The sequence below is a fragment of the Sphingomonas sp. CFBP 13603 genome (assembly GCF_014892665.1).
GTDB lineage: Bacteria > Pseudomonadota > Alphaproteobacteria > Sphingomonadales > Sphingomonadaceae > Sphingomonas.
Genome location: NZ_JADBIA010000003.1, coordinates 285615 through 301319, shown reverse-complemented (window position 1 = coordinate 301319; position 15705 = coordinate 285615). Strand labels below are relative to the sequence as shown.

General features: G+C 65.6%; 15 protein-coding genes. 1 reads left to right on the top strand and 14 read right to left on the bottom strand.

Annotated features, from left to right (window positions below):
- Nucleotides 1–12 precede the first annotated feature (12 nt).
- From infA to hisG, 8 genes are all read right to left on the bottom strand, one after another.
- Nucleotides 13–231, bottom strand: coding sequence for a translation initiation factor IF-1 (gene infA / locus IFR23_RS06880; protein ID WP_031441079.1), 219 nt, complete (start codon nucleotides 229–231; stop codon nucleotides 13–15).
- A 180-nt stretch (nucleotides 232–411) separates the two neighbouring features.
- Nucleotides 412–1887: a DNA methyltransferase gene (locus IFR23_RS06875; protein ID WP_192975238.1), complete on the bottom strand. Its 1476-nt coding sequence runs from the start codon at nucleotides 1885–1887 to the stop codon at nucleotides 412–414.
- A gap of 103 nt (nucleotides 1888–1990) precedes the next feature.
- Entirely contained in the window at nucleotides 1991–3946 is a 1956-nt protein-coding gene (locus IFR23_RS06870) for an alpha/beta hydrolase family protein (protein WP_192975237.1), read from the bottom strand.
- A gap of 244 nt (nucleotides 3947–4190) precedes the next feature.
- On the bottom strand, nucleotides 4191–6347 hold the full coding sequence (locus IFR23_RS06865; RefSeq protein WP_192975236.1) for a sodium-translocating pyrophosphatase: 2157 nt from the start codon (nucleotides 6345–6347) through the stop codon (nucleotides 4191–4193).
- Between the two features lie 91 nt (nucleotides 6348–6438).
- Entirely contained in the window at nucleotides 6439–7332 is an 894-nt protein-coding gene (thiL, locus tag IFR23_RS06860; RefSeq protein ID WP_192975392.1) for a thiamine-phosphate kinase, read from the bottom strand.
- A gap of 118 nt (nucleotides 7333–7450) precedes the next feature.
- Nucleotides 7451–7906 carry a transcription antitermination factor NusB gene (nusB, locus tag IFR23_RS06855; protein WP_056488135.1) on the bottom strand — a complete coding sequence of 152 codons (456 nt, stop codon included), beginning with the start codon at nucleotides 7904–7906 and terminating at the stop codon, nucleotides 7451–7453.
- 211 nt (nucleotides 7907–8117) lie between these two features.
- On the bottom strand, nucleotides 8118–9413 hold the full coding sequence (gene hisD, locus IFR23_RS06850; RefSeq protein WP_192975235.1) for a histidinol dehydrogenase: 1296 nt from the start codon (nucleotides 9411–9413) through the stop codon (nucleotides 8118–8120).
- A gap of 130 nt (nucleotides 9414–9543) precedes the next feature.
- Nucleotides 9544–10209 (bottom strand): ATP phosphoribosyltransferase, encoded by a 666-nt coding sequence (hisG, locus tag IFR23_RS06845; RefSeq protein WP_342344886.1) that lies wholly within the window; start codon nucleotides 10207–10209, stop codon nucleotides 9544–9546.
- A gap of 46 nt (nucleotides 10210–10255) precedes the next feature.
- On the opposite strand from hisG, the gene IFR23_RS06840 reads away from it, so the two are divergent.
- Complete coding sequence (locus IFR23_RS06840) at nucleotides 10256–11356, top strand: DUF2332 domain-containing protein (protein WP_192975233.1); 1101 nt, start codon at nucleotides 10256–10258, stop codon at nucleotides 11354–11356.
- Nucleotides 11357–11417: 61 nt separating this feature from the next.
- On the opposite strand, the gene IFR23_RS06835 is transcribed toward IFR23_RS06840, so the two are convergent.
- From IFR23_RS06835 to IFR23_RS06810, 6 genes are all read right to left on the bottom strand, one after another.
- On the bottom strand, nucleotides 11418–11897 hold the full coding sequence (locus tag IFR23_RS06835; RefSeq protein WP_192975232.1) for an RcnB family protein: 480 nt from the start codon (nucleotides 11895–11897) through the stop codon (nucleotides 11418–11420).
- Nucleotides 11898–12068: 171 nt separating this feature from the next.
- Nucleotides 12069–12941, bottom strand: coding sequence for an alpha/beta fold hydrolase (locus tag IFR23_RS06830; protein ID WP_192975231.1), 873 nt, complete (start codon nucleotides 12939–12941; stop codon nucleotides 12069–12071).
- 229 nt (nucleotides 12942–13170) lie between these two features.
- Nucleotides 13171–14070: a pirin family protein gene (locus tag IFR23_RS06825; RefSeq protein ID WP_192975230.1), complete on the bottom strand. Its 900-nt coding sequence runs from the start codon at nucleotides 14068–14070 to the stop codon at nucleotides 13171–13173.
- A 4-nt stretch (nucleotides 14071–14074) separates the two neighbouring features.
- A complete protein-coding gene (locus tag IFR23_RS06820) occupies nucleotides 14075–14524 on the bottom strand; it encodes an NUDIX hydrolase (RefSeq protein ID WP_274599168.1) in 450 nt (149 codons plus the stop codon).
- Nucleotides 14525–14672: 148 nt separating this feature from the next.
- Nucleotides 14673–15380, bottom strand: a complete 708-nt coding sequence (locus IFR23_RS06815) for a glutathione S-transferase (RefSeq protein WP_192975229.1) — start codon at nucleotides 15378–15380, stop codon at nucleotides 14673–14675.
- Complete coding sequence (locus IFR23_RS06810) at nucleotides 15380–15667, bottom strand: BolA family protein (protein WP_093398431.1); 288 nt, start codon at nucleotides 15665–15667, stop codon at nucleotides 15380–15382. Before IFR23_RS06810 ends, IFR23_RS06815 begins: the two co-directional genes overlap by 1 nt.
- Nucleotides 15668–15705: the final 38 nt, after the last annotated feature.

Here is a 15705-nt window from a genome sequence, read left to right as displayed (position 1 = left end):
GCACCCACGGGCTTATTTGAAGCGGTAGGTGATGCGACCCTTGGTCAGATCGTACGGCGTGAGTTCGCACAGCACCTCGTCGCCGACCAGCACGCGGATGCGGTTCTTGCGCATCTTGCCGGCGGTGTGACCGAGAATCTCGTGGTCGTTTTCGAGCTGAACCCGGAACATCGCGTTGGGGAGGAGTTCCACCACGCGGCCGCGCATCTCGAGCAGTTCTTCCTTGGCCAAATATAATCTCTGAATTGGGGGAATTTCGGGACGAGCGCCCTTACCGCAGGTTCGCGAAAAAGGAAAGCACGGCCGAAGGCGGATACGGGCGTGATGCCCGAACCCGCTTGCTTGATCCCTATATCGGTCATCGAGCGTCGTTGGACAAGAGCACCGGTCGAGGACGACGGACGCGGAATGTCACAGCAGGCTCGGCTGAAACGCGTTGGCTTCGCGTGCCGCGCGCCGGAACGCGGCGCGGTCGACGTTGGGGATGCGCGGGCGCTTGCCCTGGAACAGATCGGCAAGCGTCAGGATCTGGAGTTTGGGAAACGTCTCGTCGACGCCGGCACGGTAGATGCCGACCGCGGCGGCACGGCGCTCCATCTCGCGCGTCGGTTTGGCGTTCATGATGAGGATGCCGATCGGTGCCTTCTCGCGCGCGATCGTCGCGGCGAGCGTCTCGACCATCGCAGTGTCGGGATTGAGCCCGCCCTTCACCGACACGATCGCGCGGTGAGTCACCATCTTGCCCGATGCCGGGTCGTGATCGTTAAAATAGATCAGTCCGTCGATGCCGCCGTCCGCCCCCTTTTTCCTGCCGCCGAACGGCAGCGCATCGACCATCGACACCGCCCACCACTGGAACTGGTATTTGTCGCGTAATGCGAGGTTACAGGCGGAGGCGAGATCCTTCGGCGTGCCTTCGACGGTGAAGGTGACGGCGGGAAACGCATCCTTCATCCGCTTCTCGATCAGCGAGATGGCGAGGTGTGTGACGTCGATGCCGATCCATTGCCGCTTGAGTTTCTCCGCGGCATGCACCGCAGTGCCGCACCCGCAGAACGGATCGAGCACGACGTCACCCTCGTTCGACGAGGCGGCGATGATGCGCTCCAGTAGGGCTACCGGCTTCTGCGTCGGGTAGCCGAGCCGTTCCTTCGAGACGGGGGCAATGATCGGTATTTCCCAGACGTCGTTCATGGCGACACCCAGCGACGTGCCCGATTCCCGGGTCGGGTTGCGCATGCCGTCGGCCGTGAACGTGACCTTCTGCATCGATCCCTTCCACCGTTTCAGCGAACTCGCCGACGGCGGCACGGTGAGCGTGTTGAACAGATTGCCGCTCTCGCTCTTGGTGTAGAACAGCAGGCAATCGTGCATCCTCTGGAACCGGTGCGAGACCGATGGCCAACGGCGATAGCTCCAGACGATCTCGTTCTGGAAATGCCGCTTGCCGAAGATCGCGTCGAGCAGCAGCTTCAGATAATGGCTCGCGGTCGGATCGCAGTGGAGATACAGGCTGCCGGTCGGTTTCAAGACGCGGTGCAGTTCGAGCAGGCGGACCGCCATCATCGCCAGGTACGCCATCATGTCGTTGTCGCCGAGAAACCCGCGCATCGCGTTCAACAGGTCGAACGCCTTGGTATTGCCGCTGCGGGCAACCTGGTCGAAGGCGTCCTCCGCGGTCTCGTTCCAATGCCAGGTATCCTCGAACGCCTCGATCTGCGCGCTTGAGGATTTGCCGTCGGGCTCCTTGAAGAGGATGCCGTAGTTGGCGTTCGAATTGAACGGCGGGTCGAGATAGATCAGATCGACGCTCTCGTCGGTGATCTCCTTGCGGAGCACGGCGAGGTTGTCGCCATAGAAAAGATGATTCTCGGGCCTGTTGCGCATCAGTGGAGGATGCGGGGACAAACGAGCGTTCGTCCAAGCGAGATGCATCCACGGTCGGCGGGTATGCTCCAAACTGGAGTTTTTAACGCGCTGTATCCGTGAGCTATGCAGGATTATACTTTGCCAGGAACGTACCCATCGCCTTCAGAAATTCGAGCCGGTCCTCGCCACGCGTGAAATGATGATCGCCGAGCGGTTGTTCGATATACTCGTACGGCTTGCCCGCCTCCTTCAGCGCCGCTGCCATCATCCTCGATTGCTTCACGGGCACGCGCTTGTCCTCCTTGCCGTGCAGCATCAGGATCGGGATCGAGAAGGTCTGCGCACCATAGCGCGGCGAAACGCTGCGATAGTCGGGCGCCTGCTTCTTCAGCCAGTCGCCGCGCGTCTTTCCGTACAGGAACTTGCCATCGTAGCGCTGCATCGCCTGCAGATCGGACACGCCGGCATAGGAGATCGCGCACCGATAGGGCGCCGCATCGCCGGTGCCGTTCCGCTGCGCCGCGCGCATCGCTGCATAGCCGCCATAGGACGCGCCGGCCATGCACACGCGCTTCGGATCGGCGATGCCTTGTTTAGCCAGATGCGTAATCGCATCGTCGAGATCGTCCTGCATCTTCAGGCCCCATTGCCCCTCGCCGAGCTTGGCGAAACTGGTCCCGTAGCCAGACGAGCCGCGGTAATTGGGCTGGACGACGGCATAGCCCGTCTCCGCCAGATACTGCGTCCACCAGTCCCAATCTTCCGAATCGCGCGCGAACGGGCCGCCGTGCGGCAACACGATCAGCGGCAGGTTCCTGGGGCTGTGCCCACGCGGCAAGGTCAGCAATGCCTCGATCTCTACGCCATCACGCGCCTTGTACCGGATCGTCGATACCGGCGACAATGTTCGCGCCTTCAGCACGTCGTTCTGCCAGGAATAGCGCTGCATTGATCCGTTCGCGGGATCGTAGAAATACAGCGCCCCCGCCTGGGACGGCGAGCCGACCTGCACCAGGAATTTCGACCGGGTGCGATCCCACGACACGATGCGCGCGCGCCGCTCTCCGACAGCCTTGTCGACCGCGTCCTGGATTTCCTTCAGCTTGGGGTTCAGCCAGACGGTATGACCGAAGCGATCGGTGACGGTGATACCGTCGATGTCGTCGCCGGTCGCATTCTCGATCACGCCATCGACGTCGTAGCCATCCGCGCCGTACAGCTTCTTGCCGAGCTTCAGGTCGGGTAGCGATACCTCGAACACCTCGTCGCGACCGCCGGAATCGTCCGTCGCGATGGCCGTGCCGTCGGCGCGGAACGTCACCGGGATGACGATATCCTGCTTGCCGCGGGCCGATGCGATGACCTTGAACGGATCGCGATTGGCGCTGCGATACAGAAGCGAGCCCTTGCGGGTGTCGTCCTCGTACCGATAGCCCATCCGGACGACGCCCGCGCCATCCGCATACCAGTCGAAGACGTTCGTCTGGCTGCCCGCGACGGTCTTGGTCTTGCCGGTCGACAGGTCCACCTCGGAGACCGAGGGATACCATTGGCTTTCGCTTTCGATGCCGGTCTGGCGCGACAGCAGGACACGCGGTGTGCCGTCGCGCGCCGCCCACAGGATCTCGTCCGCGCGGACACCCGAATTCTTCCAGTCGATCCGGTTGATCTTGGTCATGTCGGCTTTGACGCCCAGCGTGCGCGTGACGTAGATCTCCTCGCCGTACAGCATGTCCTGCGATCCGATGCCGACCGCCAACCAGTCGTCACCGACCCAGCGCCACCAATTGATGTCGACCGTCGCCCCGACCTTGATCGCGGCGAGCTTGCCACCGGGAAACAGCGGCGCGACGACCAGCACCTGGACGCCGTCGATCGCCATCTTCGCGGCGATACGCGTGCCGTCGGGCGACAGCTTGGGATTGGCGATGCCGGGCAGTTTGGCAAAGGTTTCGACCGGCACCCGGTTCGAGAGCGTGGCGTTCGCCTTCGGCGCGGCGGCGGGTGGTGGCGCAGCCTGCGCCACCGCGATGGTCGGTATCATTGCACCGGCCAGCAGACCCATACGCCACGTCATTATCAGTCCCCCCCCGGCCATTCCCCAATGACCGTTTGTGCAGAGTATCGCGTTCGGTAGCCGGCACAAGAGGAGGCTGCAGCGGATCAGTGCAACACCGAGGTCGATGGGACTGAGCGGAAATTGCGCACGCGGCGAACTGCCTTGGTATCGCGCGGGAATGGATGGCAAATATTGAGGCACCGGGCAGTGAATGGATCGCAGAGCGGCCAGCGTAACTGGCCGATCGGCGATCCTGTTCAGCTCACCCCACGCCGCCGCCGGCCAGAGCCGCGAGCAGCAGCAGTGCGACGATGTTGGTGATCTTGATCATCGGGTTCACCGCGGGGCCTGCGGTGTCCTTGTACGGGTCGCCGACCGTGTCGCCGGTGATCGCGGCCTTGTGCGCTTCGGACCCCTTGCCGCCGTGGTGGCCGTCCTCGATGTATTTCTTGGCGTTGTCCCATGCGCCGCCACCGCTCGTCATCGAGATCGCGACGAACAGCCCGGAGACGATCACGCCGAGCAGCATCGCGCCGAGTGAGGCGAAGCCGGCGGCCTGGCCCGCCACCGCGGTGATGATGAAATACACGGCGAGCGGTGAGAGGACGGGCAGCAGCGAGGGGACGATCATCTCGCGGATCGCAGCCTTCGTGACTAGGTCGACCGTCCGTGCATAGTCGGGGCGGCTGGTGCCGAGCATGATGCCGGGGTTATTGCGAAACTGCTCGCGAACCTCCTCGACGACCGCGCCGGCTGCGCGACCGACGGCGGTCATGCCGAACGCGCCGAACAGATACGGGAGCAGCGCGCCGAGCAGGAGGCCGACGATGACGTATGGATTGCTGAGGCTGAAATCGACCGTGACGTCGGGGAAGTACGTCGCGAGATCGGTGGTGTAGGCGCCGAACAGGACGAGTGCGGCAAGGCCTGCCGAGCCGATCGCATAGCCCTTGGTGACCGCCTTGGTGGTGTTGCCGACCGCGTCGAGCGCATCGGTCCGCTGGCGAACATCGTCGGGCAGGCCCGCCATCTCGGCGATCCCGCCGGCGTTGTCGGTGACCGGACCGTAGGCGTCGAGCGCGACGACCATGCCGGCCTGCGCAAGCATCGCCGTTGCCGCAAACGCGATGCCGATGATCCCCGCCAACTGGTACGCGACGATCACCGCGACGACGATGACCAGCGTCGGCAGCGCGGTCGATTCGAGGCTGATCGCGAGGCCCTGGATGACGTTGGTGCCGTGGCCGGTCTCCGATGCCTTGGCGATCGACTGGACCGGGCGGTGGTTGGTGCCGGTGTAATATTCGGTGATCCACACGATCAGCCCGGTGACGACGAGCCCGATCATCATCGACCAGAACAGGTCCATGCCGGTGAAGTTTTGCGTCAGCGAGGGGGCGGCTTGCGTCGTCAGGTCGTCGGTTGCGGGATCGAGAAAGCCGGCGCCGCCGATCACGCGGTGGAGGTCGCCGAGCACATACTGGGTGGCGAGATAGATCGCGGGGATCGACAGGATCGTCGAGGTGAAGAAGCCCTTGTAGAGCGCGCCCATGATGCTGCCGCCGCCGAGCCGCACCATGTACGTGCCGATGATCGAGGTGACGATGCACACGCCGCCGACGAGCAGCGGGAGAGTCATCAGCCGCATCAGTTCGGCGCCGCTCGCCTGGATCAGCAGCGCGATCGAGATCATCGTGACGCCGAGCGTGACGACGTACGTCTCGAACAGATCGGCGGCCATGCCCGCGCAGTCGCCGACGTTGTCGCCGACATTGTCCGCGATGACCGCGGGGTTGCGGGGGTCGTCCTCGGGAATGCCGGCCTCGACCTTGCCGACCAGATCCGCGCCGACGTCCGCCGCCTTGGTGAAGATGCCGCCGCCCAATCGCGCGAAGATCGAGATCAGCGAGGCGCCGAACGCGAGCGCGGTGAGCGCCTCGACGATGATCCGGTCGTTGGGCGCATGGCCCGCGGGTCCCGTGAGGTACCAGAAGAACGCACTGATCGCGAGCAGGCCGAGACCCGCCACGAGCATGCCGGTCACGGCGCCCGATCGGAACGCCATCGTCAGCCCGGCCTGCAAAGAGGTGCGCGCGGCCTCCGCGGTCCGCACGTTGGCGCGGACTGAGATGTTCATCCCGACATAGCCTGCGACGCCCGACAGCACCGCGCCGATGACGAAGCCGATGGTGGAGATGTAACCGAGCGTCACCAGCAGGATGATCGCGACGATGACGCCGACGATCGCGATCGTGGTGTACTGGCGCCCGAGATAGGCCTTCGCACCCTCCTGGATGGCGGCGGCGATGTCCTGCATCTTCTCGTTGCCGGGGGAGGCCGCGAGCACCTGTCGACTGGTGACGAAACCATATACGACGGCGATGACGCCGCATATCATGGCCAAATAGACGGTCGTCATACGGCGCTATCCCTCTTGTCAGGTCCTCTCCGGTCCCGGCTTTGCCGAGTCCCGATGTAAGGAACCTACCAGTGCAGGGGTATTGCGCAAGTTATCCTCCGGGTTTGTGTTCGTAGCCTAGACTTGTCGGGAGCGGGACGGGTTTGCCGGAGTCGTGAAGGCTAAGGCCGGAGCCGGTTGAAAACCCACCGATACGAGCAGCGTCGGTGATGAAATCTTGCGGTGCAGCAAAAAGGAGTTGGTAGTCGTCTCCCGCAGTGGCTGCGGCGATCCGGTCGCCGGAGAAGGCGCGGTAGGCGTTGGAGAGCGGGATTCGCGCGAGGTTGATGCTGACAGCGAGGCCACTGGCGAGCGCCATGCGGGACGCGTCGATGAGCAGCCCGTCCGAGACGTCCATCATCGCATGGACCTGGGGACCGAGGATACGGCCGTCGCCGAGCCGTGGCTGCGGGCGCCGGTATGCGGCGAGCAGTTTCGCTGGGCCTTGTGCACCGAGTGCGATGGCTAGCCCCGCACCGGCATCGCCGATTGTGCCGGTAACGTAGAGCGCGTCGCCTACCCGTGCGCCGTTGCGGGCAGGGGCGGCGGCGTCGCTGCCGAACGCGGTGACCGTCAGGACTCGCGGCGCATTCGGTGGGAGCGTCACGGTGTCACCGCCGATGATGCGCGTGTCGAAGGCCGTCAGGACTTCCGCGAGCCCTTCGAGAAAAGCATGATCCCAAGCATCGTCGCCGAGCGGGTAGTTGAGGAGGATGCCTTCGGGCTTCGCCCCCTTCGCGGCAAGGTCGGAAAGGTTGGTCGCGACCAGCTTCCACGCGACGTCCTGCGCGGGATCGGTCGGGAGGAAGTGCACGCCTTCGACCAGCGTGTCGGTGGTTACGACGAGCGGGCCAGCGTCGATCAACGCGGTATCGTCGTCGAGACCACGCGCTGCCGGATGAAGCGGAAGCCGACGCAGTGCAGCAATGAACTCGGCCTCAGTCAGGATCTGCTCTCTCTCTCTCTCCTCCGGGGAGAGGGCTGGGGTGAGGGGCTGTTCCAGGCGCCGCACTGTTTGGCAGCCCCTCACCCCGACCCTCTCCCCAGAGGGGAGAGGGAGTTCGTCAGGCACGCACTTCTTTTGCGATGCCGTCGAGCAGGCCATTCACGAACCCCGACTCCCGCTTGTCGTAGAACGCATGCGCCACATCGACATATTCGCTGATCACCGCGGCGACCGGCACGTCCTTGCGGGCGAGAAGTTCGTAGGTGCCGACACGGATGATAGCCTTCATCGGCTTGTCGAGCCGCGCGAGCGTCCAGCCCTTGGCGAGCTTGCCCTCGATCAGCACGTCGATCTCGCCGGCACGCGCGTTGGCGCCGGTCACCAGGTCGTCGAAGAAATCGACGTCGGCCTCGGCATATTCGACGTCTTCGATCGTCGCGCCGAGCCGGTGCTGGTGGAATTCGTTGAGCAGGACGGGCATCGCGGTGCCCTCCATCTCGTGCTGGTAAGTCGCCTGGACGGCGGCGAGGCGAGCGGCGGCACGCGCCTTGGTGCGGGGGGCGGTTCGAGTCATAAGCGGTTGCCTGTAGGCGCGGGGGGCGTGTGTGTCAGCCCTTTGCGTTTCGCGCGCGTTGGCAGAGAAGAGTTTGTTCACGCGAAGGCGCAAAGGCGCGAAGATGTCGCCCTGCGGCGCAGCCGCTGCACAATGGTACTTGGCGTCGTGAAACAGCCGCTACGCGGAAAGCGCACAATCTTCGCGCCTTTGCGCCTTCGCGTGAACGACTCTAGCTGTTCAGCCGCAGCCTCAACGCGACCGATTTCGCATGTGCAGGCAGTCCCTCGGCATTGGCCAGCGCGACCGTGGCTGGGCCGAGTTCGCGCAGCGCAGCTTCGTCCAACGCCAGGAAGCTGGTGCGCTTCATGAAGTCGAGCACCGACAACCCGCTGGCAAACCGCGCCCGACGGCCGGTTGGGAGGACGTGGTTCGGGCCGGCTACGTAATCGCCGATCGCCTCGGGGGTGTAGCGGCCTAGGAAGACCGAACCTGCATGGCGGATGCGGTCGAAGAAGCCTTGCGGGTCGGGGATCGCTAGCTGGAGATGCTCGGCGGCGAGCCGGTCGACCAGCGGGATCGCGTCCGCCAGCGTGTCGACGACGACGATCGCGCCATTGATCTCCCAAGCAACGCGCGCGACCGCCTCCGTAGCCAGCTCGCGTAACTGGCGGTCGACGGCATCCGCGACCTTGTCCGCGAAGGCGGCGTCGTCGGTGAACAGGATCGACTGCGTGGTAATGTCGTGCTCGGCCTGGCTGAGCAGGTCGGCGGCGGTCCATTCGGGGTCGTTGAGCGCGTCCGCGACGACGACGATCTCGGAAGGGCCCGCGACCATGTCGATGCCGACGACGCCGTAGACCTGGCGCTTGGCTTCCGCGACCCAGGCGTTGCCGGGGCCCGTGATGACGTCGACCGGCTCGATCCGGCCCGCGCCGTACGCGAGCGCGGCGACAGCCTGCGCGCCACCGACTCGCCAGACTTCATCGACGCCCGCGAGATGTGCGGCGGCGAGGACCAGCGGGTTGATCTGGCCGTCGGGGGTCGGCGTGACCATCGCGAGACGGCCGACGCCCGCGACCTTGGCGGGGATCGCATTCATCAGCAGCGAGGAGGGGTAGGCGGCGCGGCCACCGGGAACGTAGATGCCGGCGGCATCGACGGGCAACCAGCGTGCGCCGAGCCTTACGCCAGCAGAGTCGACCGAGTCGCTGTCGAGGGGGCGCTGTTTCTCGTGGTACGCGCGGATGCGGGCGGCGGCGAGTTCGAGCGCGGTGCGCAGGTCGGGATCGAGTGCGTCGAACGCAGCCTTGCAGTCGCTCGCGTCGATCTGCCAGCCGGTGGTTTCGAGGTCGTGGCGGTCGTGCTTCTGCGTGAGGTCGCGGAGTGCGGTTTCGCCGTCGCGGCGTACCGCGGCGATGATCGTGGCGACGTCCTGCGTGACGCCGGCGTCGGATTCGCGGCGGTCTTCGACGAGCGCGGTGAAGCGGGTGGCGAAGTCCGCGTCCGAGGTGTTGAGGCGGATCACTTGCCCTCCTCCCGCATGCGGGAGGGGTTGGGGGTGGGCACGCGCTCACCGCGAGCGTTTCGGTCGAGGATAGCGAAAGCCCAACCCCCGGCCCCTTCCCGCTTGCGGGAAGGGGGGCAGAAGAGCGCCGTCATGCTGCGATCTCCTGCTCTACCGCGCGACGGAACGCCTCGACCAGTGGCACGACCCGCGCGCGCGTCTTCATCGCAGCGCGGTTGACCACCAGGCGGCTGGTCACCTCCATGATCGTCTCGACCTCGACCAGTCCGTTTTCCAGCAGCGTGCGGCCGGACGAAACCAGGTCGACGATCCGCGGTGCCAGCCCCAGCGTCGGCGCCAGTTCCATCGCGCCGTTGAGCTTCACGCACTCCGCCTGGACGCCGCGGCTCGCGAAATGCGCCGCCGTCACATGCGGATATTTGGTCGCGACGCGGACGTGGCTCCAGCCGCGCGGATCGTCCTGCGCGGCCATCTCGGCAGGTTCGGCGACCGACAGCCGGCAATGGCCGATGCCGAGGTCGACCGGCGCGTACAATTCCGAATAACCGAACTCCGCGATCACGTCCGACCCGACGATGCCAAGTTGCGCCGCCCCATGCGCAACGAAAGTCGCGACGTCGAACGCGCGCACCCGGATCAGCGAGATCGCCGGATCGTTGGTAGCGAACCGCAGCGCGCGGCTGTTTTCGTCCGAGAACGACGCCTCGGGATGCACCCCGGCGCGCGCGAGCAGCGGCAGGGCCTCGGCGAGGATGCGTCCCTTGGGGACGGCGATGATGATCTGACTGTCTGGCACGCGCCGGGCTTTACGGGTGGGGCTGGACGGGTGCAACAACCTGCGCATGGCAAATGAAACGGCAAACCGCGCGGCGTTCGATATCCAGGCGGGCTATTGCACCGCGATGGACGCGCCGATCACCGCGCGGGTCTGCACCGCATTGGCGGAGTCGCTCGATCGCAACAGCGAGACGGGGCGGCGGACACTCGACTGGTCTGGCGAACCGGTCGCCGATGCGCTGGCGTTGCGATTGGTCGGGGGCTTGCACGCACTGCACCGGGCGGACGTCGATCCGGCGCTCTCAGCCGTATTTTTGGGTGGAGAGACTGACCCGACGCGCGTCGTCGTGACGTTGAAGGCGACGCTCATCACCCATGATTCCGCGTTGCTGCCGTGGCTTGATGGTCCGCCGCAGACCAACGAAGCCGGGCGGTCGGCGGGGCTGATGACCGGGCTGCTTCATCTGGCGACGCGCTACGGCGCCAAGTTCGAGGTTCTGGAGATCGGATCGAGCGCCGGGCTGAACCTGCTGATCGACCGCTATCGGTTCGATCTCGGCGGCGTGATGGTCGGGCCGGCCGGTTCGCCGGTGACGATCCGCCCCGAATGGCGGGGTGAAACGCCGCCCGACATGGCGGTCGAGATCGTGTCCGCAAGCGGTGTCGATATCCACCCGCTCGACCTGTCCGAACCGGCGGCGGGGACGCGGTTGGCGGCGTATGTCTGGGTCGATGCGGTCGAGCGGCAGGCGCGGCTCGCGGCGGCGATCGCGATGGTGCGCGACGGCGGCGTCGATCTGGTCGAAGGCGATGCCGCCGACTGGGTCGAGGCGCGGTTGGCCGAGCCGCAGCCCGACGGCGTTACGCGCGTGCTGATGCATTCGGTGGTGTGGCAGTATCTGCCGGCGACCTCCCGCGAGCGGATACGGGTCACAATGGACGCAGCGGGCGCGCGCGCGACGGTGGAGCGACCGCTCGGCTGGGTGATGATGGAGCCGAACCGTGATCTCCACCGGCATGAGGTTCGCGTACGCGGCTGGCCGGGCGAGCGGGCGATGGAACTGGTTGCGCTGACGCATGCGCATGGCGCCTGGATCGAGGGGCTCTCGGCGCCGTACGAGACGCGAGACTACGTCATGCGACGTGGCGCCTACGAGAAGGACTGAGGCGTCGGATACGCGAGCGGCCCGGGATCGCTCCCGGGCCGCCCGAACTTCGTAAAAGGTCTTAGTAGAAGAAGCCGTTGTTCACCTGCACGACGCGGCCCGAGCGCGTGTCGACCAGGACGACGTCGCGGCCATAGCGGATCCAGCGCTGATACCCGTAGGCCGGGCGCGACAGGCGATAGGTCTGATAGTCGTTGATCCAGTATTGGCGGCCGTAATAGTTCGGCGCGAAGCGGTAGCCGACGGCCACTGGGCGATAGCGATAGCCGCGCGGGCCGACATAGGCGGGGCGGCGGTAGACATCACCGTGCGTGCGACGATAATCGCGCCAGTCCTCGCGGGCCTCGCGGCGGTCTTCGCGCAGTTCCTGGCGAGCTTCGCGGACGTCTCGGCGATCGCCATAGCGACGCGCGTCGTTCAGGTCGCGCCGGCTTTCGAGGACTTCGCGCTGGCTGCGGCGCGCTTCGCCGTAGCTCTGCGCGGTTGCGATGGTGGGGGCGAGGGTGGCGGCGGCAACGGCCGCGAGGATGATCTTACGCATGACTGCTCTCCTATATCGACGCCGAATCAACGGCATAAACAGGGTTTTGCTCCCCGGCCGCTGAACGCTTTCCGAATGCGGTGGTCAGGATTTAGACAGGTGCGCGGAAAATTCCCGCACCGTCGTCACGATGACGGAACGTTGAGAGTGCCATCACATCTCTTCGCTCGCTCAGATGCCCCAACGGCGCATCGCAGCGATCACAGCGTCGGGTTTCTGCCACGGCACGAAATGCCCCGCGTCGATCTTCTCGATCGTCAGGTCGGGCACGTAATCGCCAAGGTCGAGCTGGCGCGGCAGCAATGCGCTGTCCTTCATCCCCCAGATCACCAGCACTGGCATCGCGGTCGGCGGAAACGGTGCATCGAGAAAGGCGGGCCGGGGCGGGGTTTCATCCATTGCGGGAACGACGATCGCGCTCGCGCGGTACCAGTTGAGCATGCCGGTGATCGCGCCGGGCTGGCCCCATTCGTCGAGATAGGCGGCCTTGTCTTCGGCCATCGCGGCGAGGTCGGCGTGCTTCGAGAAACTGGTGTCGAAGAAGGTTTCGAGGCCGACCGACTGGATATGCTTCTCGAGATCGAGGTTGCGGAAGGCGCGGATATACTGGCTGGCGGCGCGCTGTTCGAGGTCGTCGAACATGGTCCGCTGGAAGACGAGCGGGTGGGGGGCGTTGATGATGACGAGCTTCGCGATGCGCTCGGGGTGGCGGAGCGCCGCCATCCACGCGACCGCGCCGCCCCAGTCGTGACCGACCAGCGTGAAGCGGTCGATGTCGAGGTGATCCGCGAGCGCGATCAGGTCGGCGACGATCTTGTCGGGGGTATAGCTGTCGACGCCCTCCGGCTTGGACGATCGTGCGAACCCGCGCTGGTCGGGGGCGATCACGTAGTGATTGCGGGCGAGGTCCGGGGCGATGGCGCGCCAGGTGCGGTGCGATTCGGGGAAGCCGTGGAGCAGGATGATTGGCGGGGACGCGGGGTCGCCGCTGATCGCGATGTCGAGATCGACTCCGGTGGATAGCGCTATGCGTTGCAGTGTCATGATTCCCCTCTCGCTCGCGGGAGGGGTCAGGGGAGGGCCTGCCCGTCGCGCTGCCCTTGGAACATGCCCTCCCCCGACCCCCCCCGCAAGCGGGAGGGGAGGATGCGCTTTCGACTCCCCTCCCGCACGCGGGAGGGGCCGGGGGTGGGCTCGCGGCAAGTTTCAAACGGAGCGGGCAGCGATAGCGCCTGCCCACCCCTACCCCCTCCCGCTTGCGGGAGGGGAGGAGTCACGGATAGCTGACCGTCTTCGGGATCGCCGGGATCTCGATCCATTCCTTTTCGTCGCCGGGTACCTTGGGGAAATTGCCCGCATTCCAGTCGCGCTTCGCCTGCTCGATACGATCCCGGTTCGAGCTGACGAAGTTCCACCAGACGTGGCGCGGCGTCTTGAACGCATCGCCGCCGCACAGCATTGCACGGCCGCCATGCGCCGACCGCAGCGTCGCTGAGATGCCGGGGCGCAGGACGTACAGCACTTGCGGTTCCAGCTTCACCCCTTCCAGCGTCGCCTCGCCCATCGCGAGGTAGATCGCGCGCTCCTCCGCCGCCGCGTCGATCGGCACGCTCGCGCCCGGATCGAGCGCGATGTCGGCGTAGATCGTCCCCGAATAGGTCGTCGTCGGCGCGGTCTGGCCCCACAGGCTCCCCATGATGATCCGCGAGCGCGCGCCGTGCGCCTCGATCGTCGGCAGCTGCGCCTTGGTGACGTGCTCGAACGCCGGGTCGATCTCCTCGACCGCCTCGGGCATCGCCAGCCAGGTCTGGATGCCCGACAGGTTCGGCCCCTCGGCGCGCTCGTCGCCGGGCGAGCGTTCGGAATGGACGATGCCGTGGCCCGCGGTCATCAGGTTCACCGCGCCCGGCTCGATCCGCGCCTGCGTGCCGAGCGAATCGCGGTGATCTATCGCGCCATCGAACAGATAGGTGACGGTCGACAGGTTGATATGCGGATGCGGGCGCACATCGATGCCTTGGCCGACATCGAGATGCGCCGGCCCCATCTGGTCGAAGAACAGGAACGGCCCGACCATCGTCCGCTCCTTGTTCGGCAGCGTGCGGTGGACCTTGAAACCGCCGAGATCGTGCGTCGACGGCAGGATGGTCTGGAGGACGAAATCATCGAGCATGGCGTTATCCCTTGGCAGGTTCCGTGGCGTCGAGGAGTTCGACCAGGTCTGCTGGATAGAGCGTTTCGTCATGCGCGACGATGTCGTTTCGGGAAAACCAGCGGTGACCGACGAGCAGTTGCTTCTCCTGTTCGGTGAGATTGCCGGCCTTTACGTCGCACGTGTCGACGTCGATCCGGAAATAGCGCTCGTCGGCGGTGACCTCTGTGCCTTCGAAGGTGCGAAAGTCGACGACGCGGCGCGCGACTTCGGGGCCGCAGTCGATGTCGAGCCCGACCTCCTCCCAGAGTTCGCGGCGGGCGGCGGCGGCGTAGCTCTCGCCGGGATCGACTGCGCCGCCGGGCGTGCACCAGAGCGGCGGGCGGTCGGTGGGGGTGAAACGGAACATCAGCACGCGATCCTGGCCGTCGACCAGCAGGATCCGCGCGGCCGGGCGCGGGGTCCTCACAACCAACACCTCCCCGGCCAGCACCTCCCCGGCGAAGGCCGGGGTCCAGTTGGAAAGGTCGATATGGCGACGGGCTGCCCATCGTTACGCCTGTCTCCCAACTGGACCCCGGCCTTCGCCGGGAAGGTACCTGTTGTGAGGAAGCCACGAAGACTCATGCCGCATCGAGTTCCGGATAGGCGCGGAAGATGCCGTCGGTGTTGAACGCGAGGCGACGGTCGCTTTTCAGATAGGCCTTGATGCCCGGCAACTCAGCGACCTGATCATAAATCCGGACCAAATTCGGATAGTCGGGTTCGAGCGTCTTCATCCGCTTCGGGAACATGTACCGCAGCCCCTCGATCACCTGGAACAGCGACGTATCGGCGTAGGTCCATTTGTGATCGATCAGCCAGTCGCCCGGATTGGCCTGCGCCGCATCCTCGAAATGACCGAGATACTTCGGCATCCGTGCCTCGCGGAACTGTTTCGCGGCACGCGCGGCCTCGGGCTTCTGGTCGTCGTAATAGTCCATCATCGCGACCGGATGGTGGACGTTGTGGACCTCCGCGACGAGGTCGGCGATCGTCAGCTGGAGCTGGTTGAGCCACAGCCGGTCCGCCATGTTGGATGGGGCAAGACCGTGGCGCTCGCCGAGATACATCAGGATGTTGGCGACCTGCGCGATCACCAGGCCGTCGAGCTCCAGATACGGCGGCGCGAACGGCGTCCGTCCGGTGCGGTCGTTCAGATCAGCGAGCAAACCCTCTTCGCCTACGCCGCGCGCGCAATCCTCATACGCGATCTCGGCGCCTTCGAGCGCGAGCCGGACGAACTCGCCGCGTCCTTGAAGGGAGGGCCAGTACCAGAGCTTGTACGCCATCAAATCTCCCCAGGCGCGCGTGCCTTGATGGCGAGCGCGTGAATCTTCGTGCTCAACAGTTCGGCGAGCGCCTGGTTCACGAGCCGCTGGCGAGCGACGCGATTAAGCCCTTCGAACTGCGGCGTTTCCACCTCGACGCGAAAATGCGTCTCGCCGGTGCCGTCGTCGCCCATATGGCCGGCGTGAAGCCCGCTCTCGTTGACGACGGTCAGCTGCGTCGGGGCGAGTGTCGCGGTAAGGCGGGCGGTGATCTGGTCCTGTACGGAGCCGGTGGCGAGGTCTGTCATGCTTCCTATATAGCCCGTTTTGGAAGCGCGGGGAGCCG

Coding starts and splice junctions, on each gene's coding strand:
- IFR23_RS06840 (WP_192975233.1), top strand. CDS start 10,256: ATGGCAAATGAAACGGCAAACCGCGCGGCGTTCGATATCCAGGCGGGC.
- IFR23_RS06865 (WP_192975236.1), bottom strand. CDS start 6,347: ATGACGACCGTCTATTTGGCCATGATATGCGGCGTCATCGCCGTCGTA.
- nusB (WP_056488135.1), bottom strand. CDS start 7,906: ATGACTCGAACCGCCCCCCGCACCAAGGCGCGTGCCGCCGCTCGCCTC.
- IFR23_RS06870 (WP_192975237.1), bottom strand. CDS start 3,946: ATGACGTGGCGTATGGGTCTGCTGGCCGGTGCAATGATACCGACCATC.
- IFR23_RS06875 (WP_192975238.1), bottom strand. CDS start 1,887: ATGCGCAACAGGCCCGAGAATCATCTTTTCTATGGCGACAACCTCGCC.
- IFR23_RS06825 (WP_192975230.1), bottom strand. CDS start 14,070: ATGCTCGATGATTTCGTCCTCCAGACCATCCTGCCGTCGACGCACGAT.
- IFR23_RS06810 (WP_093398431.1), bottom strand. CDS start 15,667: ATGACAGACCTCGCCACCGGCTCCGTACAGGACCAGATCACCGCCCGC.
- IFR23_RS06835 (WP_192975232.1), bottom strand. CDS start 11,897: ATGCGTAAGATCATCCTCGCGGCCGTTGCCGCCGCCACCCTCGCCCCC.
- IFR23_RS06830 (WP_192975231.1), bottom strand. CDS start 12,941: ATGACACTGCAACGCATAGCGCTATCCACCGGAGTCGATCTCGACATC.
- IFR23_RS06815 (WP_192975229.1), bottom strand. CDS start 15,380: ATGGCGTACAAGCTCTGGTACTGGCCCTCCCTTCAAGGACGCGGCGAG.